Source organism: Aquimarina sp. Aq107 (assembly GCF_943733665.1).
Lineage (GTDB): Bacteria > Bacteroidota > Bacteroidia > Flavobacteriales > Flavobacteriaceae > Aquimarina.
Window position 1 is genome coordinate 66,212 of record NZ_OX030782.1, and the last position, 24,268, is coordinate 90,479.

19 protein-coding genes and 1 riboswitch are annotated in these 24,268 nt (G+C 33.2%); all 19 genes read left to right on the forward strand.

Annotated elements, in window-relative coordinates:
- Positions 1-10 precede the first annotated feature (10 nt).
- Positions 11-215: riboswitch (cobalamin riboswitch) on the forward strand.
- Positions 216-297: 82 nt separating this feature from the next.
- Positions 298-1,098 (forward strand): ferredoxin, encoded by an 801-nt coding sequence (locus tag NMK29_RS00285; RefSeq protein ID WP_108805118.1) that lies wholly within the window; start codon positions 298-300, stop codon positions 1,096-1,098.
- Positions 1,099-1,100: 2 nt separating this feature from the next.
- Positions 1,101-2,642, forward strand: coding sequence for a uroporphyrinogen-III C-methyltransferase (cobA, locus tag NMK29_RS00290; protein ID WP_108805119.1), 1,542 nt, complete (start codon positions 1,101-1,103; stop codon positions 2,640-2,642).
- A 110-nt stretch (positions 2,643-2,752) separates the two neighbouring features.
- Positions 2,753-3,691: a sirohydrochlorin chelatase gene (locus NMK29_RS00295; protein ID WP_108805120.1), complete on the forward strand. Its 939-nt coding sequence runs from the start codon at positions 2,753-2,755 to the stop codon at positions 3,689-3,691.
- A gap of 2 nt (positions 3,692-3,693) precedes the next feature.
- Complete coding sequence (cobI, locus tag NMK29_RS00300) at positions 3,694-4,398, forward strand: precorrin-2 C(20)-methyltransferase (protein ID WP_234424330.1); 705 nt, start codon at positions 3,694-3,696, stop codon at positions 4,396-4,398.
- On the forward strand, positions 4,395-5,771 hold the full coding sequence (cobJ, locus tag NMK29_RS00305) for a precorrin-3B C(17)-methyltransferase (RefSeq protein WP_108805122.1): 1,377 nt from the start codon (positions 4,395-4,397) through the stop codon (positions 5,769-5,771). The genes cobI and cobJ overlap by 4 nt, the downstream gene beginning before the upstream one ends.
- A gap of 1 nt (position 5,772) precedes the next feature.
- Positions 5,773-6,411: a 5,6-dimethylbenzimidazole synthase gene (gene bluB, locus NMK29_RS00310; protein ID WP_108805123.1), complete on the forward strand. Its 639-nt coding sequence runs from the start codon at positions 5,773-5,775 to the stop codon at positions 6,409-6,411.
- Between the two features lie 3 nt (positions 6,412-6,414).
- Entirely contained in the window at positions 6,415-7,611 is a 1,197-nt protein-coding gene (gene cbiE, locus NMK29_RS00315) for a precorrin-6y C5,15-methyltransferase (decarboxylating) subunit CbiE (protein ID WP_108805124.1), read from the forward strand.
- A 3-nt stretch (positions 7,612-7,614) separates the two neighbouring features.
- On the forward strand, positions 7,615-9,456 hold the full coding sequence (gene cobM / locus NMK29_RS00320) for a precorrin-4 C(11)-methyltransferase (protein WP_108805125.1): 1,842 nt from the start codon (positions 7,615-7,617) through the stop codon (positions 9,454-9,456).
- Between the two features lie 15 nt (positions 9,457-9,471).
- Entirely contained in the window at positions 9,472-10,227 is a 756-nt protein-coding gene (locus tag NMK29_RS00325; RefSeq protein WP_108805126.1) for a precorrin-6A/cobalt-precorrin-6A reductase, read from the forward strand.
- Positions 10,224-11,309, forward strand: coding sequence for a cobalt-precorrin-5B (C(1))-methyltransferase CbiD (cbiD, locus tag NMK29_RS00330; protein ID WP_108805127.1), 1,086 nt, complete (start codon positions 10,224-10,226; stop codon positions 11,307-11,309). The genes NMK29_RS00325 and cbiD overlap by 4 nt, the downstream gene beginning before the upstream one ends.
- Positions 11,306-12,022, forward strand: coding sequence for a hypothetical protein (locus tag NMK29_RS00335; protein ID WP_108805128.1), 717 nt, complete (start codon positions 11,306-11,308; stop codon positions 12,020-12,022). Before cbiD ends, NMK29_RS00335 begins: the two co-directional genes overlap by 4 nt.
- Positions 12,019-13,689 (forward strand): AAA family ATPase, encoded by a 1,671-nt coding sequence (locus NMK29_RS00340; RefSeq protein WP_108805129.1) that lies wholly within the window; start codon positions 12,019-12,021, stop codon positions 13,687-13,689. The genes NMK29_RS00335 and NMK29_RS00340 overlap by 4 nt, the downstream gene beginning before the upstream one ends.
- Positions 13,686-14,996, forward strand: a complete 1,311-nt coding sequence (locus tag NMK29_RS00345; RefSeq protein WP_108805130.1) for a cobyrinate a,c-diamide synthase — start codon at positions 13,686-13,688, stop codon at positions 14,994-14,996. The genes NMK29_RS00340 and NMK29_RS00345 overlap by 4 nt, the downstream gene beginning before the upstream one ends.
- Before the next feature lie 141 nt (positions 14,997-15,137).
- Complete coding sequence (locus NMK29_RS00350; protein ID WP_108805131.1) at positions 15,138-15,728, forward strand: cob(I)yrinic acid a,c-diamide adenosyltransferase; 591 nt, start codon at positions 15,138-15,140, stop codon at positions 15,726-15,728.
- A gap of 66 nt (positions 15,729-15,794) precedes the next feature.
- Positions 15,795-16,874 carry a cobalamin biosynthesis protein CobW gene (gene cobW, locus NMK29_RS00355; protein WP_108805132.1) on the forward strand — a complete coding sequence of 360 codons (1,080 nt, stop codon included), beginning with the start codon at positions 15,795-15,797 and terminating at the stop codon, positions 16,872-16,874.
- A gap of 18 nt (positions 16,875-16,892) precedes the next feature.
- A complete protein-coding gene (gene cobN / locus NMK29_RS00360; protein WP_108805133.1) occupies positions 16,893-20,639 on the forward strand; it encodes a cobaltochelatase subunit CobN in 3,747 nt (1,248 codons plus the stop codon).
- A 254-nt stretch (positions 20,640-20,893) separates the two neighbouring features.
- Positions 20,894-21,988, forward strand: a complete 1,095-nt coding sequence (locus NMK29_RS00365) for an AraC family transcriptional regulator (protein ID WP_108805134.1) — start codon at positions 20,894-20,896, stop codon at positions 21,986-21,988.
- Positions 21,989-22,089: 101 nt separating this feature from the next.
- A complete protein-coding gene (locus tag NMK29_RS00370) occupies positions 22,090-22,665 on the forward strand; it encodes a hypothetical protein (RefSeq protein WP_108805135.1) in 576 nt (191 codons plus the stop codon).
- Positions 22,666-22,777: 112 nt separating this feature from the next.
- Positions 22,778-24,190, forward strand: a complete 1,413-nt coding sequence (locus NMK29_RS00375; RefSeq protein ID WP_108805136.1) for a S41 family peptidase — start codon at positions 22,778-22,780, stop codon at positions 24,188-24,190.
- Positions 24,191-24,268: the final 78 nt, after the last annotated feature.

A 24,268-nucleotide genomic window follows, 5' to 3' on the forward strand; every position in this document is an offset into this window, starting at 1 on the left:
AAATTAACGATACATTTGTGAGGCTTTTGGTTTCTTATTCTTGTACTTTAAAAAGAATATAGAATTAAAAGGGAATTTGGTGAGAATCCAAAACTGTTCCCGCAGCTGTAAACTCTGCAAAAAGCTTTTAACATATTGGCCACTGTTTTTTTAAAAATGGGAAGGCGTTAAAAGTAGAGTGAGTCAGAATACCTGCCTAAAGCAAAACATAATATTAACTTTCGGGAATAAAAGTTTAAGTGTTAGGTAGCCAGTCTTTTTTGGCTTCTTACCCTACTTTCCCCCATAATAAAAAAAATGGGTAAAAATATAGCAAATACAAAAGATACTTTTTTCTTTTGTGATGGAGGTTCTTGTCAAAAAGCAGGATCTGAGCAAGTTGTAAGAGCAGCAAGAGCTTATTTACGTAATAATGAAGTTTGGGATACTACCCATACTATTAAAACAAGGTGTAATGGAAGATGTGAAGATGCACCCACTTGTATTGTACATCCTGGAGAATTTTGGTATAAAGAATTAACAGTAGAAAAAATAATTCCAATTGTAAGAAGACATCTCAATAACGAAAACCCTATCAAAGAAGAGTTATTGTACCAAAAAGGATGGGAACAACAATTTTCTAATAATGAAAGAACTCCTGTAAAACCAAAACCTTTTGAATTAAAAGATGACATAGAGTTAGGAGAATGTTATATCACCAAAGGATTTAGTTCTGACCAATATTTATACCCGTTATTTTTATATCTGTTAGAAAACCCAAAAGGAGCGATGCTTTATGTGGCTGATAGAAGTCCCATTTCGTTTGAAGAAATAGATACGATAGCATATACAAAAGCGTACACGCTAGAATTACATACCAAAACCGAAAGTATTGGATTAACGATTGCAGCTGTTCCTAAAGAAAATATGGAATTGCAAAAATCAAAAATTTCTAGTACAGAATATTTTCATCAGAAAGGAACACAACAAACAGGTATTCGTTTCAAAAATAAATTTGGAGAAGTTTTAGGGAAAATTGAATTTGATTCTGTCGAGAGCAAAGCTTGGGAGTATTGTAAAAAAATTCAATTACAGAATACAAGCTTAGTTTTAGGGTAGTTATGAGTACTCATATCTCTATACTAGGCTTAGGTTGGTTGGGGTTGCCGCTTGCGTTGCAACTTCAAAAAAGAGGGTATTCAGTTAATGGAAGCACCGCTGAACTGGATGCGTTAAAATCACTATGTAAGTATTCGTTCCCCACAAGCAGAATAAAAATTGAATCTGATACGATTATAGGAGATTGGGAATCTTTTATAAATGAAACATCGACGCTTATTATCAATTTTCCTCCAAAACGTATTGATAACATAGAAGTCGTTCATCCGCTTCAGATCGAACAGATTATAAAACATACACCTAGATCAACTAAGGTTATTTTTGTAAGCTCTACTTCAGTATATCAAAATAGTAATAACCTGATAAATGAAACAGAAGATTGTGCGCCAGAAAAAGCATCTGGGAGAGCCTTACTCAAGGCAGAACAATTATTGCAACAATATTTTCGTGCTAACATAACTATAGTAAGATTAGCAGGACTAATTGGACCACAACGTAATCCAGGAAGATTGCTAGCAGATAAGAAACAATTAAAAAACCCTAATGTACCTGTAAATCTTATTCATCAAAAAGATGCTATAGATCTAATTGAAGCAATTTTAGAACAAAATTGTTTTGGCGAAATTATTAATGGTTGTTCGGATATGCACCCAAAACGGAAAGAATTTTATGAAAATGCAGCTATCCAGTTAAGCCTGCCAACACCGGTTTTTCATACAATAACAAAAGAAAACTTTAAAATAGTCGATAATTCAAAATCAAAGGCACTGCTTAATTTTAAGTATCAATTTTCAAACCCAGAATGGATTTTTACAAAAAAACACTTACCAGAAATTAATATTATTGGTGCAGGGCCAGGGAATAAAAATTTATTAACGTTAAAAGCTTTAGAAGCTATTGAAAAAGCTGATGTTATTTTACATGATAATTTAATTTCTGATGAGATATTAGATATCAATACACTGGCTAAACATATGTATGTTGGTCGAAAATTTGGTGATTCGGAAAACCAAGAAACCCGACAAAACAAGATCAATACGTTGATGAAAAATCATTGCGAACTGGGAGATAAAGTGGTTAGGTTGAAATCAGGAGACCCATATGTTTATGGTAGAGCAGCAGAAGAAGCTCGTTTTTTGAAAAAACACAAACTACCTTTTACAGTTGTACCGGGAATTTCTGCAGCCTTAGCAGCGGCTAATATTTGTAATATACCAATAACAGAGCGCAATCAATCTAATTCCATGTTAATATGTACTGCGCATACAGCTGATTATTCGTTTGAGCAATTAAATGGAATTGCACATATGCTAAAAGCAGGGAATACGATTTCTATTTACATGGGATTAAAAAACTTGCATAGAATTGTTCCTAAATTATTAGAAGTATGTAAAGATGATAGGATTCCTGTAAACGCTATTTCAAGTGTTTCGAGAAAACAGCAAGCCATCGTTACTGGAAACTTAGGAAATATAGAAGAAAAAATAATGAATGCTACGATACAAATGCCGGTAGTTTTTATTATTGGCGCAACACCAATTTAATCTAAAAACTAATAGTAAATGAAACATCCAAGTTTAATTTCTAAAACACATAGCAGCACGTGTTGTTGGATGTTACATATGACAGATAAAAAAATAATAAAAACGAATAGATGAAAGAAGGAATTTTATTGTGTGGACATGGTACACGAAGAGAAGCTGGTGTAAAATCATTCAAACGATTGGTGGGTATCTTAAAAGAACGTTATCAAGATGCTTATGAAGTAGATTATGGTTTTTTAGAATTTAATCACCCCACTTATGAAGCAGCTGTGGAGCGTATGTATGCAAATGGTATCCGTAAAATTTATGCTTTACCTGTTATTTTATTTGCAGGTTCTCACGCCAAAAATGACATTCCTTATGAATTAAATACACTACAGACGTATCACGATGATTTAACCATTTCTATGGGGAAACATATTGGAGTAAGTTCTTTTTTACTGGATTTGTCATTAAAACGTATTGAAGAAACAGAAAACAACTTACCTAAAGTAGATAGAAAAGATACCTGTTTGGTAGTAGTTGGTAGAGGAACTACAGACCCTGATGCCAATAGCGATGTTGCTAAATTAACTAGTATGCTTTGGGACGGAATGGGATTTGGTTTTGCTACCACAGCGTATAGCGGAACAGCCTATCCTAAGATTGATGAAGGTTTGCAGTTAGTGGAGAGGTTAGGTTTTAAACGTACCATCGTCATTCCTTTCTTCTTTTTTACAGGTGTTTTATTAGAACGAATTTATAAAAGTGTTTCTGAAATGAATGCTAATTCTGATTTAGAATATGTGTATACAGATCCATTTGGTACGGATGAATTGATTTTACAAGCCTTTGATGAGCGTTTACATGAAGCTAAAAATGGAATTGCCAATATGAATTGTCAACTGTGTAAGTACAGAAAACAAGTGATTGGTTTTGAAGAATTTCAAGGGAAAGAACAAATGGGACACCACTTAAATGTGAAAGGAATTTTATTTGAAGAAGATGAAAAACCTAATGAAAAACAAAACAGTTTGGGGAATAAGGTTAAAAAGATGTTAGGTATATGACGATGGGTCGAATATACGGAGTGTCTTTAGGACCTGGTGATGCCGATTTAATTACCCTAAAAGGTTTAAAAGCATTACAACAAGCTGATAAAATCTATTATCCAGGATCCTTATTTAAAGATGGTAGAAAATCGAGTTATTCGTTATCTATTTTAAATCAATATGATTTAGATGTAGAGAAACTACAAGGTTTCTATCTAAAAATGGATTTAGAAAGAACCCAGGCAAAAACAATTTATGAGACTACATTTCAACAAATAGTAAAGGATTATAATAAAGGCTTATCTATTGCTATTGTTAGCGAAGGAGATATTAGCACATTTAGCTCTTTTTCTTATGTATTAGAAAAAATAAAATCGCGTAAATTACCTATAGATTTAATTCCTGGTATTACCTCCTATTTACATTTAGCTTCAGAAAGCAAAATACCTTTATGCTTACAGAATGAAAAAGTAACGATTATACCTCGTATACAGAGTAAAGATCAATTAAAAGAAGTAATTCATCATTTTGACACGGTAGTACTAATGAAAATAAAATCTGTTATGGAGAGTATTACTTCTGTTATTGATACCAAAAAACATAGCATTATCTATGCCGAACGCCTAGGAACCGACAAACAGTTTATTACCAATAATTGGGCAATAGCAAATAAAAGAGAGATCCCTTATTTTTCTCTGCTCATTATTAAAAAACAAGCCTTATGAAAATAACAGTTGCAGGCTTAGGACCTGGAGATATTAATTATATGCTACCCGTAGTTAAAAATGCTTTGCAAAAAGCAGATGTAGTTATTGGTTACGATTATTATTTTCAGTTTGGAGCATCTCTTTTTAGAGAAGATGCAGAACTCATTTCAATGCCATTGGGTAAGGAAGAAGCAAGAGCGCATAAAGCCATTGAAAAAGCGAATGAAGACAAATATGTAGTCGTTATTGGTTCTGGTGATGCTAGTATTTATGCAATGGCTGCCATTGTTTATGAAGTGGTGTCAAAAGAAAAGCATACGGATATTGAACTAGAAACCTTACCGGGCGTTTCTGCTTTCTTAGCTGCAGGGAGTAAATTAGGCGCACCTTTGGGTCATGATTTTTGTTGTATTTCTTTATCAGATTTAATGACGCCTTGGAACAAAATAGAGCAAAGAATTAAAGCTGCGGCTACTGGGGATTTTGTGACAAGTTTATATAATCCAAGGAGTAAAAAAAGACATTGGCAACTAGGTAGATTACAAAAAATATTTTTAGAAGAGCGCTCTCCTAATACACCTGTTGCGATTATAAGACATGTTACACGACCAGAAGAAGAACTTAAAATTACCACTTTAGGAGCGTTTAATCCAGAAGATGTAGATATGTTTTGCCTGGTAATGATTGGAAACTCGCAAACGTATCGTTTTAAAGACTATTTGATTACACCGCGAGGATATCTCAACAGAAAACCGCATACTGGGAAAGAAATCCAACAAGAGAGTTTTAGAATTGTTACGGAGTATATTACCAATTTACCCTTTTCTATTTCGGATAAATGGGCAATAACCAGAGTGATTCATACCACAGGAATTTTGGAAGATTTTAATCAATATTCGGCAACATCAGAAGCTATTGAAAATTGGCACAACCATCTTAAGAGCGGAGGAGAGATTGTTACCGATGTTACCATGGTAAAAGCTGGAATCACGAAAGCTTTTACTGCGGCATACGGGAATCAAATACATTGTTTGTTAAATGATGAGGATTCGCAGTTATTAGCAAATTCAGCAAATATTACACGTTCCCAAGCGGGAATTAGAAAAGCTATTGAAAAGCACCCAACTGCTTTATATGTTGTTGGAAATGCACCTACCGCATTATTCGAAATTGTAGAACAACTAAGAGAAAACACAACTTTTAAACCTGTAGGAGTTATTGGTGTACCTGTTGGTTTTGTAAATGTGTTAGAAGCAAAAGAACAGTTATCTCAAATTACAACTACTGATTGGGTAATTGTAAAAGGAAACAGAGGTGGTAGCAATGTTGCGGCTGCTATTGTAAATGCCGCTTTTACACTACCCGAAGCTTCAAACTATTTTAAACCGTAAGATGAGCAAATTTACTTCAGAACATATAGAGACTCTAGAAAAGATAATTCTTGCACGTAGAGATGTGAGAGGAAACCGTTTTATAGATACGCCTGTTTCTCAAAAAGATTTAGATAAGATTTTATTTGCAGGAGTAAATGCACCTTCGGTTGGGTTTTCGCAACCTTGGGAGTTTGTTATTATTAAAGATGTAGTCACTAGAACTAAAATAAAAGAAAGTTTTTTTGAAGAAAATGAAAAGGCAAAAGTATTGTTTAAAGAAAAAAAAGCGGAGGCCTATACTCAATTAAAGTTGGAAGGTATTATAGAATCGGATTTGAATATTGCTGTTTTCTATAAACCAAGCACTGATCCTACTTTAGGACAAACGACTATGAAGGAAGCAGGAGTGTATTCTGTGGTTTGTGCCATTCAAAATATGTGGTTAATGGCTAGAGCTTTAGACATTGGTTTAGGTTGGGTAAGTATTTTGGACCCAAATAAAATTAAAGCCATTTTAAACGCTCCTGAAGATAGACAGTTAATAGGTTATTTATGTTTAGGACACGTAGATAAGTTCTATGAGAGTCCAGAATTGGAACGTTTACAATGGGAAAAACGCAAGAACATAAGCGATGTTGTAATTAAAGAATCTTATTAATAAATGATAAAAACCGCAAAACATATTGATTATTATTTGATTGGTATTAGTAATCATCCTACTCCTGTTTGGAATAGCGAAGTGCTACAATTAATTAAAGAATCGTCTGTTTTTTCTGGTGGAAAACGTCATTATGAATTGGTACAATCATATTTACCTAAAAATCATAGGTGGATTGAGATTTCGGGAAAAATGGATGCTTTAATAGAACAATACAAAACGGTTGACGTTTCTATTGTTGTTTTTGCTTCGGGAGATCCTTTTTTCTATGGTTTCGGAAATACATTACAACGTTTATTACCTAACGGACAGCTCAAAGCTTTTCCCTATTTCAATAGTATTCAGTTACTCTGTCATAAAACGCAAACAAATTACAATGTATTAAAATCAATATCGGTTCACGGTAGAGACTGGTCAGCTTTAGATGAAGCATTAATCAATAGAAATGAATTGATTGGTGTTTTAACAGATGACAAAAAAACACCAGCAGTAATAGCGAAACGTATGTTACAATATGGTTTTGACAATTATTCAATTACTATTGGTGAATCTTTAGATGGTGATGATGAACGTATTGAACAACTTGATATATCCACTTGTTCAATCAAAACACATCATAGATTAAATTGTGTGTTATTAAAACGGATAAGATCTAAGGAAAAACTGTTTGGTATTCCTGATGCTGCTTTTATTCCTTTAGAGAATCGAGCGAATATGATTACCAAAATGCCCATCCGTTTAAGTACCATTAATGCATTAGCATTACAAGATCAACGTGTTTTTTGGGATATAGGTTCTTGCACAGGCTCTGTAGCTATTGAAGCAAAGCAACATTTTCCGCATATAAATGTAATAGCTTTCGAAAAACGAACTGAATGCAGGACTATTATCCAACAGAACACCGAACGTTTAGGAACGCCAGGTATTGAAATTGTAATTGATGATTTCTTTAATATTAATTTAAAAAACTATCCTACGCCTGATGTTGTTTTTATTGGTGGACACGGAGGTCGTTTAAAAGAATTAATCCAAACAGTTTATCAATTAAATCCGGGAGTTCGATTTGTAACTAATGCGGTAAGAGAAAGTAGTAGCATCGTATTCATTTCAGTACTTACGAAGTTAAAATATACGATTAGCACGAATACCATACAGTTAAACGAACACAATACAATTAGCATTCACACAGCAGAAAAATAATACATGAAAAAAATAGCCATCATAGCAGTAACTGAAAAAGGCCTTGAAAAAGCCCTTGTTATTCAGAAAGAATTTCCAAAATCGGTGGTCATAACTACGTTATCATCAACTAATGGAAACGTGTCTACTATTAACTCTATTTCGAACTATTTAAATGAAAATTTTACAAAATTAGATGGTATTTGTTTTGTTACTGCATTAGGTATTTGTGTACGACTAATTGCACCATATATTCAAGATAAAAATAGTGATCCAGCTGTGGTCTCGGTAGATGATTTAGGATTAAATGTACAATCAGTATTGAGTGGTCATAAAGGTGGTGCAAATGATTTTACTTCGAAAATTGCAGCAGTTTTAGGAGCAAAACCTATTATATCTACTTCGAGTGATGTACAAAACATTTGGGCATTAGATACGCTAGGTACTCAATTTGATTGGCAAGTGAAAAGTTCATTGTCTATGAACAAAACGATGGCGCTTTTTGTAAATAATAAGCCCACGGCTTTATTGTTAGATATTAAAGATAAAGGTACTCAGCATTTAGAAAAAACACTGCCCAATTTTGTCACTGTTTTTTATAGGGAAGCAGATATTGATTACGCACAGTTTGAATTATGTATCGCTATAAGTTATAAGATGTATGAAGTTAGTATTCCAAGTTTGTTTTTTATTCCAAAAGTACTTTCGATAGGTTCAGGGTGTTCTAAACAGTTAGATTCAGTGCTGTTTGAAACCACTTTAAAAGAAGAATTACGACGTAGAAATATTCACTTTTCGGCCATTAAAAACTTTGGTTCCATTGATATCAAAGCAGGACAACAAGCGTATTTGGACTTCAGTAACAATAACAAGATTCCTTTTAGCACATTTACGGCAGATGAAATAAATACGATTACAGTACCTAATCCAAGTGAAGTAGTGCGATCTAAAATTGGTGTACAGGGTGTTTCAGAATCTACAGCAATGTTACTTTCTGGAAATAAAAATGTAGTAATTGAAAAGCAGAAAATCCATTTAGATAACGGTGAGAAGTTTACATTTTCTGTAGCATTAGATACTAAAGTCGAACGTAGTACTGCTATTGCTATTATTGGTGCTGGACCTGGAGATGAGGAATTAATAACGGTAAAAGGAAAACAATATTTAGAAGAAGCCGATTGTGTATTATATGCAGGTAGTTTAGTGCCCGAAGAAATGACCAGTTGGTGTAAATCAGGTGCTGTAGTTAGAAATTCTGCAATGATGACCTTAGAAGAGCAAGTGTCTATCATGCAAGAACATTATAAAAAAGGAAATTCAATTGTACGTTTACAATCTGGTGACCCTTCTTTATATGGCGCTATCCAAGAACAGATGACCATTTTTGACGAGTTGGGGATGGATTATTTTATTGTACCAGGAATTTCTGCATTTAGCGCAGCAGCAGCAGTTTTAAAATCAGAATTTACGATTCCTGAAGTCGTACAATCTATTGTATTAACGCGTGGTGAAGGCAAAACACCAATGCCTTCTAAAGAAAGTATTTCGGCATTTGCAGCAACGAATGCTACTATGTGTATCTTTTTAAGTGCTGGAATTGCTAAAAAAGTAGAAGCGCAATTATTAGAACATTTTAATGCAGATACTCCAGTAGCTGTAATGTATAGAATATCATGGAAGGATGAAGAAATTTTTCAGGGAAAATTAGAGGATCTGGCAGAAATTGTGAAGAAAAGCAAGAAAACGAGAACCGTATTAATTGTCGTAGGTCATGCTATTGGCGCACGTAAGAACAGGTCACAATTATACAGTCCGGAATGGAAACATATTTTTAGAACCAATAAGAAATTTGTAGTTACAGAATAATATATAAGAAGCATAATGATATTAGTTTTTGGAGGAACAACAGAAGGTAAAAAAACAGCCACTTTATTAGAAAGTATGGCCTTGCCTTTCGTGTATTCTACAAAAACAAATATCTCTTTTAAAACAACTAAGATTGCTAGTTACAGACACGGTGTGTTAGATGAGCAACAATTAGAAAAATACATCATTAAGAATGATATAGAAATGATTGTAAATGCTTCTCATCCATTTGCAGAACTATTGCACGATACTATAGCTAAAGTGGCAGAATTTTTACAAATTCCTGTTATACGATTTGGACGACAATTACTTCCTAAAACAGCACATTTGTTAGTGTCTTATGTCAATACGTATGATGAGGCTTTAGAATTATTAAAAGAAGATCAAAGAGTACTGGTGCTAACTGGAGTGCAATCGATTAAAAGATTAACACCTTGGTGGCAAAAAAACACTACATATTTTAGAATATTAAACAGACCTGAATCACTAGCAATTGCGGAAGAAAGTGATTTCCCTAAAGAACAATTGATTTTAGGACTGCCTTCTGCCAACTTGAAAAAAGAAATCGAGGTGATTAAAATGCATCAGATCGATGTTGTTTTAACTAAAGAAACAGGAAATAGTGGGTTTTTAAGCACAAAAATTGAAGCAGCTTTAAAAACAGATGTACAAATCATTATTATCAATCAACCAAAAATACCAATGTATTTTAAGGTAATATATACTACTTCAGCCTTGGAATTATTAATCTCTAAAACGATTGTAGTATGAGTTTGAGAAAAATTCCAAAAGGGCCTTTAAGAGATGGATTTACTACTGGCACTTGCGCTACTGCTGCTGCTAAATCAGGTTTGAAGGCTATTATTCATCAGAAAAAAAATAAGACTGTTAACGTATACTTACCGATAGATAAAATCCTCGAAATACCTATTCACCATTGCGAGTTTACAGAAAGCACATCCAACTGTTCGGTAATTAAAGATGCGGGAGATGACCCAGATGTTACCAATGGGGCAGAGATTGGTTGTATGCTAAAATTAACACAAGAAAAAGGAATTCAGTTCATTGCCGGAGAAGGTGTTGGCACGGTTACGCTTAAAGGCTTAGAATTGGCTATTGGAGAGCCTGCCATTAATCCTGTTCCAAGAAAAATGATAGCTAGCGCTCTTCAAAAATTATTACACGATTACGATTTAGAGTGCGGTGTATCGGTTACTGTGTATGTTACTGATGGGAAAAAATTAGCCAAACGAACACTGAATGAGAGGGTTGGTATTATGAATGGGATTTCTATTTTAGGAACCACCGGAATTGTAAAACCCTATTCCGCTTCATCTTATATAGCAAGTATAGAACAAGGAATTGATGTTGCAGTGGCAAATAAGGTAACAGAGTTGGTTATTAATTCTGGTGCCAGAAGCGAAAAGTTCCTGTCAAAAAAATTTAATCATTTACCTGAGCAAGCTTTTATTCATTATGGTAATTGGATAGGAGAAACTCTCAATAAAATTAATCAATCACCGATAGAAAAGGTAAGTATTGGGATTATGCTAGGCAAGGCTGTAAAACTAGCTGGTGGAGTTATCGATACGCATAGCTGTGTCTCTAGTTGGAATAAAGATTTTGTAGTAGAATTAGCGCAAAAAATTGGTTATAAGGATGTAGATAAAATCAAATCCTTAAATATGGCTGGACGGTTGATAGAGTTATTTGATTTTGAGCAAGACGCTCCTTTTTTTCAGTTGCTGTTAAAACATTGTTATCAACATACACATGTGAAAATTAAACAGGTGACACTCGATATTTACCTTATTCATAAAAACGGAACATTTATTAAATATAATAAAAAATGACTTTTACTTCTTTGATTAGACCTTTGATGGCTGGGATTTTACACTCTTTTGAACCAGATCATGTAACAGCGGTTTCTGTACTAGCTACGGAGAATGCCATTAATAAAAAAAAGGTAAGCTTTAAATCGGTATTCAAAGCTTCTCAATGGGCATTTGGTCATTCCGTAACCTTGTTATTGTTTGGAGGAGTTGCATTATTTTTTAAGAGTATAACTTCTTTAGTAATAAATGATATTTCTTTTTATGCAGAATTAGCTGTCGGTCCAATTATGATTTGGTTAGGGATCGTAGCAATCAGAAGGAATCATGCTATTAATGAAATGGTAAAAGTCCATAAAAAAATTGAACCTCACGAACATGAACTTTCGAATCCAATTCATTTACATGGAACCCAAGGAGAAGAAATTGCTGTAAATCCAATGAATAAATCTTTTTGGATTGGTATGTTGCATGGGTTGGCAGGTACAGGAGGGGCATTAACATCTGCACTAGTTTTAAGTAGTGCAACTATAACTGATGCTCTTTTTATACTAGCTGTAGAATCTCTTGGAATTATTGTAGCAATGGCGGTATATAGTTATGTTTTGATTGTTGTGATGAGTCGTTTTTTAGAACGTAATCTAGCAATTTTCAAGTGGATGAATGGTCTTGCAGGAGTAGCTTCGATAATTATAGGATTGATATGGATCTATAATAATAGTATGGTATTATGATACAAGACGAAAAACAAATCAATTTTCCTTTTTCAGCTATTGTTAGTCAAGATGATTTTAAGCTAGCACTTATATTAAATTTGGTTGATCCTCTTATTGGAGGAGTATTAGCTATTGGTGATAAAGGAACCGGAAAAACTACGCTCATTAGATCGCTAACAAATCTAATGAGTACTCAACAATCTTTTCCCTTTATTAATTTACCTATTGGTGTTTCTGAAGACAGACTTATTGGAAGCATTGATTTAGAACAATTGATCAATGCTAAGAAAGAAGTTGTCAACTTAGGTTTAATGGCACAAGCACACCAAGGTGTTTTGTATGTAGATGAGGTGAACTTACTACAAGATTACCTTACAGACATTTTATTAGATGCAGCTGCTTCTGGTAGTTACTATTTAGAACGAGAAGGCATCTCTCGTTATTTTAAAAGTCAATTTTGTTTAGTTGGCTCTATGAATCCTGAAGAAGGAAATGTAAGGCCTCAATTAAAAGATCGTTTTGGATTAAGTGTTCGTATAACAACACCTACAGATCCGAAAGTACGTCAGCAAATTATCAAACAACGTTTCGAGTTTGATGATAACCCGGTAGAGTTTGTCGCTAATTATAAAAATAAAGATGAAGATATAGCGATACAAATAGAAAGGGCTAAAAAGAATTTAAAATCTATAAAAATAAATGATTCAATTATAGAATATTGTAGTGCATTAGCTGTTCAGCATCAAGTAGAAGGTTTGCGTGCAGATATTTTATTACTGAAAACTGCTAGAGCTTATACCTCTTATTTGAATCAATCAGAAGTTACTACAGAAGCCGTAGATAAAATTGCCGATTTTGTATTGAATCATAGAAGTACAAATCAGCATCAGAACCAGAAACAACCGAATCAAAACGAAAACGAGCAACCAAAAGAATCTCCTTCAAATGGAACTCCTTCTAAAGAAGAAAACATACATATTCTAAGTCCCTTAAACGAATTTAGAAAACCAAAAGATATAGCTGCGAATACAATTGATAACGGCGCAAATTCAAATCAAATTAACCAAGCAACTATTACTTCCATAAATACAAAAAAGACGGTAAGTCAATATGTAGCGACAGATAAATTTGAATTAAAAACAAAAAGGAAGAACAACCTTTTGAAGCAGCATCATATCTTTTTAATAGATTCTAGTGGTTCTATGATGAAAGATGAAATTATAGCATATGCTAAAGGAGCTGTGCATAAAATTGCAGAACAATCGAAAAAACAACATACACAATTCTCTATGGTTTCTTTATTTGATGGAGAAGCGCAACATATTTTAAATCAAACAGGAATTCTAAAAGAAATTGAAACGGTATTAACAGATCTTAAAACTGGGGGTAAGACCAATTTAATAGCTGGTTTTAAAAAAATAAAAGGAATTTGTTCGGATATAGCATTTCATCATCACCTTCATATTATTACAGATGGAAAATTAAATACGGAACATACTTTAGAAGATATAGTACTCGCTTTTCAGACGTATTGCAAAGGAATACATACCACTCAAATAGTTGATGCAGAAAAAGGGGTGGTAAAAATTGGAGTTGCTAAAGAATTTGCGAAGCGTATTCAAGCTAATTATGAAATTTTAATGAGGACAACAGTTTCTGAAAGCCCAAAATATACTGAAGGATGAGCAAACAATTTATTATAGCTGCTCCAAGTAGTAATGCAGGTAAAACAACTGTTACTTTAGGATTATTACGGCTGCTTAAACGAAAAGGTGTTGATGTACGGTCTTTTAAAGTTGGTCCGGATTATATTGATCCAAAATTTCATGAATTAGCTAGCGGAAAAGTAGGAGTCAATTTAGATCTATTTATGATGGATCAAAATGAAATCAACACTAGTTTACATTACTATGGCCAGCATGCTGAAATTAATTGCATAGAAGGCGTTATGGGATTGTTTGATGGTGCTAAAAAAGATACAGGAAGCACGGCCGAAATGGCAAAGAAATTACAAACTCCTGTTTTATTAGTAGTCGATGCAAAAGCAGTTGCTTATTCTGTGGCACCGTTGATTCAAGGTTTTGTGAATTTTGATAAGGAGGTGAAAATCATGGGAGTTGTTTTTAATCGAGTAGGCTCCGAAAGACATTATATGATGCTTAAAGAAGCTTGCGAAGACATCAACGTAAAATGCTTTGGGTATGTATCAAATTTGAAAAATATTGAAATTCCATCAAGACACTTAGGGTTAAACATACGCGACATTGAAAAATTTGATAGTGTTATTGATCAAATTGCTACTGAATTAGATAAAACAGTCGATTGGAAAGCTATTTTAGAAGCCTCCAAACAAGTAGCACCAAAAGTTAGTTCAGAAAAGAAACCAATAGACAACAAGAACATAAAATTTGCAGTTGCCAAAGACGAGGCTTTTAATTTTATATATCCTCAGCATATTTCAGTAATGCAAGAGGTAGGCGAAGTCATCTATTTTAGCCCTATGCACGATGAGATGCTTCCTGATTGTGATTTTATCTATTTGCCTGGGGGTTATCCAGAATCTTATTTAAGAGAATTGTCTAGCAATACAAAAATGCTTTCTAGTATTAAAGAATTTGCTCAAAATAATGGTCAGATCTATGCAGAATGTGGTGGAATGATGTATTTGGGGAAATCTATGATATCTGAAGATAATGAAGCTTTTGAAATGGTGAATTATTTTGATTTTGAATCTTCTATGGCGAATAAAAAACTGCATTTAGGGTATCGTGTTTCCAAAATTAATGGTCATACTTTTAAAGGACATGAGTTTCATTATTCTAGTTTAATAAACGATACAGAAACAACCATAAAGGCAGGAATTACAGATGCAAGAGGTGGTGACGCAACCGCTAAAATTTATAAAAAAAATAAGGTAATGGGCTCTTATGTACATCATTATTTTGGTACATCAGGAATACTTTTACAATTGATTAATGAAATAAATAAGTAACGTATGAAATGAGCATAAACAAAATTAATTTTTTGCTTATACACCGAAATAATTAAATTTTTTATGCGAAAGCGAAGCGGTTGATCTAAGCAGAAAATTTTTATTTGGTTCATTTTTAATGAAATAAAAATTTTTAAATAGATGAAAATTTACACAAGAAAAGGAGACAAAGGAACTACTGGGGTTTTTGGAGGAAAAAGAACCTATAAAAATTCCGCACGAATTGAATGTATCGGAACCTTGGATGAGGTAAATTCTACCATTGGTTTACTGCGTGCTAAACTAGGAAATGATCACGAATGGCAACCTAATTTACATCGTATTCAAAAAGATATGATGAATATGATGTCGCATTTGGCACGTCCATCAGATTCTAAAAAAGAAAATCCGAATCCAGAACCTAAAGATGGCGCTGAATTTTGTGAACAATGGTTAGACCAAATGGAAGATAGTATCAGTTCGCCATCGGATTATTTTTTATTACCAGGAGGGAACGAAATCTCTGCACTTTGTCACGTTTGTAGAACACAAATACGACGAGGAGAAAGAACCTTGGTTACTTTAATGCAAGAAGACCCTGAATCTGTGCACGATTACATTATGAGTTATGTAAACAGAATGTCTGATTTGTTTTTCACAATGGCAAGAGCAGAAATGGACAAACACGGTGTCGCGGAAGAAAAGTGGAACTTGTTTTTATATAAAAGAAAGAAGAAGAAAACAACAACATAGTATTATAAATACAATATTAATAATGTAAACATACAATTCATCAGTAAGAACTTATAATTTAAAGAAATGAATAAAATACCAATTACAATAGTTACCGGATTTTTAGGCGTAGGAAAAACGACCTTAGTGCATAACATGTTAAAGAACGCCAACGGAAAACGCATTGCTGTGTTGGTAAATGAATTTGGAGAAGTAGATGTAGATGGACAATTGATAGCTTCATCAGAATGCGGCGATGAGGATTGCAACTTAGTACAATTACCTAACGGATGTATTTGTTGTACTGTACAAGAAGAGTTTTTACCGTCTATGCTACAACTGTTAGAACGCAAAGAAGAAATTGACCATATTGTTATAGAAACCTCAGGTTTGTCTATGCCTAAACCTTTAGTGAAAGCAGTGAATTGGCCAGATTTAAAACCTCATATTACGATAGATTCCGTAATTACTGTGGTAGATGCTGTAGGAATAGCTACAGGAGAAATATGCGATAGAGAACGAGTGTTAGCGCAACGTTTAGCGGATGATACTTTAGATCACGAAACACCTATTGAAGAATTGTTTTTGGACCAATTATCGTGTGCTGATTTAGTTTTGGTAAGTAAAAGAGATTTGGTTGATGATGAAAATTTTTCAACCATTACTGAAATAGTAACTGAGAAGGCAAGACCAAATACTAAAATTGTTCCTGTTGTAAAAGGAGAATTAGACAATGCTATTTTATTGGGTATTGGAGCTTCTGCAGAAGATGATGTAGATAACCGTCATTCTATTCACGAAGAGCATCATAAACACGGAAACCATCACCATCATAATGATGACGTTAAAACGGTTTTATTAGAATATGCTGAAATTACAGATATTAAAAACCTCGTAAAAGATTTAAAAGCATTAGTAGCGCAACACGAAATTTATAGAATTAAAGGTTTTGTAAATATTCCTAACAAATCAATGCGTATGGTGTTACAAGGTGTAGGCGCACGTTTTGATTATTATTTCGAAAGACCGTGGGGAGCTAATGAAGCTCGTAAAACAAGTTTAGTGGTTATTGGTAAAAATATAGAACTTACCGAAAATAACGAAATCAACACCCATGCGCATAGTCATCACCACCATGATCATGAGCACGGACATTTTCATTTATAATTTAACATTCTTAAAAAAGTGCATTTAATTTCTACTATACCGGGCGGTTGGAATCCTAATGATGAAGGTGTATTTTATATAGACCAATCTCCTGGAGATATTGTTTTTTTGTCTTCAGCAGATTCTGATTTGTTTATGATGCATAATGCTTATAAATTAATTCATAACGCAGTAGAAAATGCACCTTCATTTCGGTTTGCAAACCTTAGTTATTTTAAACAAGAATTAACTATTGACACCTATATTGATGAGGTTATTTCATCAGCAAAAATTGTGGTGTTAAAATTGTTAGGAGGAAAAGCCTATTATAATTATTTGTGTGAAGCGGTTACCGAATGTTGTGAAGAAAACGATATTCAATTATTGTTTTTACCTGGTGATAATAAACCGGATTTAGAATTGATGCAATCTTCTAATATTCCGTTAAAAGATGTCGATTTAATCTGGAAGTACATACAAACTGGTGGTATTGAAAATTGCCAAGCTGCTTTACAATTAATTAGCAATAGAATTACAGATACAGCAGTAATACCTAATGCTATTAAAACCATTCCTGATTTATTTTTATATCATCCCACGGTAGGGATTTATAGCAAACAAACTCTCGTAGAAAATAAAAATCAAGCTATTGTTTTTGGGTATCGAAGTTATTATTTATCGAATAATTTAGCACCTATTCATGGGATCCTTGATGCCTTAGCAGCACAAGGAATCGATGCTGTTGTTATAATGGCAGCAGGATATCGTGAACACGATATTGAACAACAAATTTTTAGTTTGTTGCAATTTCATCAAATAACAAAACCTAAAATCATTATTAATACCACAGGTTTTAGTGTGCAAGGTTTTAATGATACCACACAAAGTTTGTTTGATGCGTTTAACGTACCCGTTATTCAAGCTATTATGGGAAGCTGTAATCGAGAAAGTTGGCTCGAAGGAAATTTTGGGCTGCCACCTACGGATATCGCAATGAATATAGCTTTGCCAGAAGTGGATGGTAAAATTATATCGAAAGTGATTTCGTTTAAACAATCCAAAGAAAAGGATACACTTACAGATTCTGAAATAGTTTCTTATGTTCCTAATGTAGAAGGTTGCCAGTTTGTTGCAGAAATGGCCAAGGCTTGGGTAAACCTTCAGCAAAAAACGAATGCAGAGAAAAGAATCGCATTAGTTTTACCTAATTATCCTAATAATAATAGCCGTTTGGCTAATGGTGTGGGGTTAGATACTCCACAAAGCACCTTACAAATTTTAGCACAATTGGCTCATGAAAACTATGCGTTAGCATCTGATTTTCCTAAAACAACCAAAGAGTTAATAGATAAATTAACCAACTCGGTTACCAATAGTTTAGAAACGATTAATACGTTAAATGAGCGGCATGCTATAAAATTAGAAGAAGCTGTTTTTTATCAATATTATAATCAACTATCAAAAACGCTTCGCGATAGCATAGAAGCACAATGGGGAAATCCAAATGAGTCTCCTAATTATCAAAAAGGATATTTTTTAATTCCAGGATTTATTTCTGAAAACGTATTGGTAAGTATTCAACCAAGTAGAGGTTATAATCTAGATTTACAAGCCAGTTATCATTCACCAGATTTACCGCCACCGCCGGCATATTTAGCCTATTATATTTGGCTGCAACATGATTTTAAAGCGGATGCTTTAGTGCATATTGGTAAACATGGAAACTTAGAATGGTTACCAGGAAAAAGTGTAGCATTAAGTAAAGAAACTTGTTTTCCTGCTGCTATTCTAGGAGCGATTCCTCACTTTTATCCTTTTATTATTAATGATCCTGGAGAAGGAACGCAGGCAAAAAGAAGAAATCAAGCGATTATATTGGATCATTTGATACCGCCAATGACACGCGCAGAGAATTATGGTGACTTGCTAAAATTAGAACTTTTAATTGATGAGTTTTATGAATCTGCTTTAGTAGATAAAAAAAGAGCTTCACTGATTAAAACCAAAATAGAAACACTAGTTAATGAAACCCATCTTAAAAGTGATTTAAATCAAGACGGAAAAGACATCGATGCTTTATTAGAAGTTATTGATGGATATTTATGTGAACTCAAGGAATCTCAAATTAGAGGTGGATTACATATTTTAGGAAAATTACCTAAGCAAGAAAAATTAGTGGATTTAATTGTTGCTTTACATCGATTGCCGCAAGGTAATTTAAAAGGAATTACACAATGTTTAGCTGAGGATTTGCAACTGAATTTTGATCCGATAGATGTTTCTTATTCAGATCTTTTTGAAAAAGAAATTTTGGGTATATCATGTCGTACATATGGGCAAGCAGTAGAGCTTTTGGAGAACAAAGCTAAAAACATTGTTAGTCAATTATTAAGTAATGATCAAAATGAAAACATAGGTGAATATACACAAGAAATATTAGCCTATATACAACAACATACATTGTCTGTTTTACACAAAACAAGCAACGAAATAAATCATTTGATCAAAGGGTTAAATGGGGAGTATATTCCTGCTGGTGGATCCGGTGCTCCAACGCGAGGACGTTTAGATATTTTGCCTACAGGAAGAAATTTTTATTCTGTAGATGTTCGTACTGTTCCTTCGGAAGCTGCTTATGAATTAGGGACAAAGAGTGCTCAGAATATAATTGACCGCTATTTGCAAGAAAATGGAGAATACCCTACTTCTATTGGTTTATCTGTTTGGGGGACTTCTACAATGCGTACTAGTGGTGATGATATTGCTCAAGCTTTGGCATTAATTGGTGTAAAACCCATTTGGCAAGGAAGCAATCGAAGAGTTAAAGATTTTATAGTACTTTCTACCCTAGAATTGAAACGACCCAGAGTAGATGTCATGTTACGTGTTTCTGGTTTTTTTAGGGATGCTTTTCCAGATTTAATCTCCTTATTTAATTCCGCTGTTGAAAAAGTAGCTTCTTTAGATGAAACTGATGAACAAAACCCTATAAAAAAACGTTTTGAGGAGGAAAAACAACAATGGCAAAAAGAAGGTTTAGATGAAAAGCAGGCTAATGAAAGAGCTTTGTATCGTGTCTTCGGATCGAAACCAGGAGCATATGGAGCTGGATTACAAGGGTTAATTGAAGGGAAAAATTGGACAACCTCAGATGATTTAGCACAAGCATACATCAATTGGAGTGGTTATGCATATTACGGAAAAAATAATAGTGGAAAATCTGCACACGAAACTTTTAAAAAACGATTATCAAATATTGAAGTTGTGATGCAAAATCAAGATAATAGAGAACACGATATACTGGACTCTGATGACTATTACCAATTTCAAGGTGGAATGACAGCTGCTGTGAATACCGTAAAAGGAAGTCAGCCAGAAACTTATTTTGGAGACCATTCAAGACCTGAAAACCCGAAGGTAAAATCATTAAAAGAAGAGTTGCTAAAAGTATTTCGGTCAAGAGTCGTAAATCCAAAATGGATGCAAGGTATGCAAGAACACGGTTACAAAGGTGCTTTCGAAATGACAGCTACTATGGACTACCTTTTTGCTTATGATGCTACTACTAATTTAATAACCGATTTTATGTATGAGCAAATTACGGATGCTTATTTGTTTAATGAGCAAAACAAGTCGTTTATATCAGCACATAATCCTTGGGCATTAAAAGATATGTCAGAGCGCATGCTAGAAGCCATTCAAAGAGGTATGTGGGAGAATCCTTCTGAAGAAACTATAAGTGAATTAAAAGAAATCTATAAAAATTCGGATGCTATTACAGAATAGAAAGTTTAATATTTAATAATAAGATGAAGTACATGTAGATATTTTAATCTCTCCCGTTACTAAGTAAAGCTTCAGAGAAAAGAGAAACTTTTTATGTCCTCATTGCTATTAATAGAACTTAGTCATTTATTTTTTTTAAACAAAAACCTTATATTCATAGATATAGCCGTTGTAATTCTTATCATTACATAATGTAACACTAAACTATTAAATTCGTTATGAATATAATTGGTTATTATTAATTTATATAAGGATTGGATACAACACTTTTAGACCTTGCAATTATTGTTAGTGGAAGTATAGGATATTTTATAAGTATCGCACTAGTAACTACTTCTTTTTATAAAAGTCGGGCTAATAAATATCTCGCGATATCACTGTTCTTACTTACAAGCTTAACCTTTTTAGGTTCATATGAGATAGGAAATTTTGTCTTACAATTTCTAGACAATATTATGTTAGAGTTTTTGGTTGCAGGTACTTTATTTACATATTTCCTGATTCAAATTCAACATAAGTACCTTATAAAAAAACGATATAGATTGTTTTACTTTCCTTTTATAGGTTCTGTGATTCTTGAATTTTGTGTTTCTTTTTTTGATATCGTTTTAAATATTTACAATCCTGATTTTGATGCAATAACATATGATATCAAGGATCATGTATCTTTTTTGTATAATGTGTTATTAATCTTTTGGGGAAGATATTTGATAAAAAAATCAAATACGATTTCTATAGAAAAAAAGCGTTGGTTATTAAGACTTAACCTTTTTATGATATGCATTATTATTTGTTGGTTTTTATCCAATATAGAACTTTATGTATACGATTCAGAATATGTTACTAATTTCCTGTGGATACTACTTTCTTTTTTAACATGGTGGGTATTGTATTATGGAATTTTTAAACTACAGATAATTGCTCAAAAAGACGAGTTACACAAGTATTTAGTTTCAAAAAAAACAGTTAATACTTCTGTGAAAAAGAAAATAAGTAAGGCTACTGTTTCTAAAATCATTACAGAACTATATGTGGTAATGGAAGAGGAAGAGTTGTATAAAAATCCTCTTTTAAGTAGATTAGATTTGGCAAATCGATTAGGAACAAGCGAGGGATACTTATCACAAATCATTAATCAGGAAATCAATAAAAGTGTTATCCAGTTTGTAAATGAATATAGAATTGAAGCGGCTAAAAACCTTTTGCAGGATCCTGTATTCAATAAATATTCTATCGAAGCTATTGGTATGGAAGCTGGTTTTAAATCTAAGAGTGTTTTTTATAAAACTTTTAATAGTAATTCCGGGATGTCTCCTGGAGCTTTTAGAAAGCTTCATAAAATGTCCTGATTTGTGCCATTCCTTTGTTTTAGGACTTCTCCTTACCTAAAATTTACTTTTTATTTTTTTGATCGGTATACTTTTACTTCAGTAAATCAAAAAACATAAAAATGAAAAAACATTGCTTAGTCTTAATTAATAATACATTTCAAATCCTTGTTAGTGATAGAAGAGTAGTTCTTTTTTTGTTGTTATTTTTTAGTATTTATTTAGGGTTTTCACAAAATTTAAAAGAGATTTCAGTAGAAAAATCGGTTTTTGGAATTCAACTCGGAATTTTGAATATGTGGGCTCATCATGAGCTAAAATTATCCAGTCAAGTGGCCTTACGCAGTGAAATCGGTGTCGGAGGACCTAATACAGCTAATATTGCACCCGCTTTAGCATTAGAACCACGTTGGTATTATAATCTGAAAGCACGAGCGAAAAAGGGTAAAAGAATAGATGGTAATAGTGGAAATTATGTGTCGTTTAGATCGAGTTATCATTTTTATACTGTTTCAGAAGATGATAAAAATTCACTGAACAATCTACTACTTGCTCCAACTTGGGGTATTAGAAGAAATATTGGTAATCATTTTAATTACGAAGCAGGGCTCGGTTTAGGACTTGGTTTTGGGAACGATAAGGAGAGAGGTATTAACACGATACCCTATGTGAGTCTCAAAATTGGATATCGCTTTTAAAAACAGCGAGTGCCTTAAATATTGGATTCGATTTCCTTCAGTTGTAATAAACAGAATCTGATTAATCTTTTTACAACATTTTACTTTTTATAAAAATCAAAATGACAGAATTATGATATTACTAACAATCAAAAAAGAACTCTCTTTTTCAATTATTAAAAAACGTTATCTATATATAATGGTGTTTTTTCTTTTCTCTTGTCAATCTGATGATGACGCCACCATTCTTCCTGTGGAAGATCCAATGAATGGTTTTTGGATGTCAGCAGAAAAAGGATACATTTTTGAGTTTACAGATGATAAAAGCATTTTTTATAATATAAATACGGCAGGATGTTCCATTCAGGAAGATGATTTTATTCCAGAAGATTATTTTGGATTACGGCTAGAACTGGCTAACGAAAATGAACTTGTAGCTTCTACAGATTTATCAGACTCAGAAATAGTATTTACTCGGTTATCAAGTCAAACTCCAAACTGTTTACCTGATCAGGTTTCCAGTACAGAAGATCCAAAAGTTAATTTTGATCATTTTTGGAATATTTTTAATGACCATTACGCTTTTTTTGATACTAGAAATGTAGATTGGTCTCAATATGAAGGGATAAGAGATCAGGTTACAGTGGATAATTTTTATGATGTTTTAGAAGAGCTTGTTGTTTTATTAGAAGATGCCCATGTAAGTATCTATGATGAAGATAATGATATCGAAATTAACTCGGGAGCCTCCAAATTATTAGAAAGACTAAATGCTAATCTAAGTGGAGAACTGATCATAGAAGACGAAGACGATTATTTTAATCTTGTTGATCAAAAAATAACCACAATTGTCACGGAGTATTTGGGAGGAAATTTCGAAATAGATGATAGTGAGAACATATTATGGGGATTGATCGATGATACTGTTGGGTATATTGTTATTGGAACTATGGAAGGATATGGAACAAGTTTCGGTAACGAGTTATCAACATTAAATACTGTGCTAGATACTATAATGAACGACCTAAGAGAATCGGGAGTTTCTAACTTAATTATAGATATACGTTTTAATGATGGAGGGTACGATACAGTTACTTTAGATATGGTATCCCGGTTTATGGATCAGGAACGAATCTCCTATTTTAAAAAAGCAAGATTAGGAGATAGCTTTACAGAAAATAGAATTTTTTCGGTAGGACCTAAAGGTGATTTTCAGTTTACAGATGATATTATACTACTTACAAGTCCATATAGTGTTAGTGCAGCAGAACTTTTTGCTTTATGCGTAAAAGATTTGTCGTATGTAACCATTGTTGGAGAAAATACAGCAGGGGTTTTTTCTACTATTCTTACTCATATATTACCAAATGGAGCAGAACTAGGATTGTCTAATGAGGTATATAGTGATGCGCAAGGAGCGGTTTTTGAAACAGTTGGAATTGGTCCCGAAAATCAAGAAAACAGGGTGCCATTTTTATCAACTTCAGACTTTCAAGAACAAAAAGATGGCGGAATAGAACGTGCTTTAGAATTGCTAAATAATTAATAAGGTGCTAGATGAGAAAATCATTCTGGAAGATGTAATAATCAAAGGTGAATTCTCGATACAAGTAAAGCCAGTTAT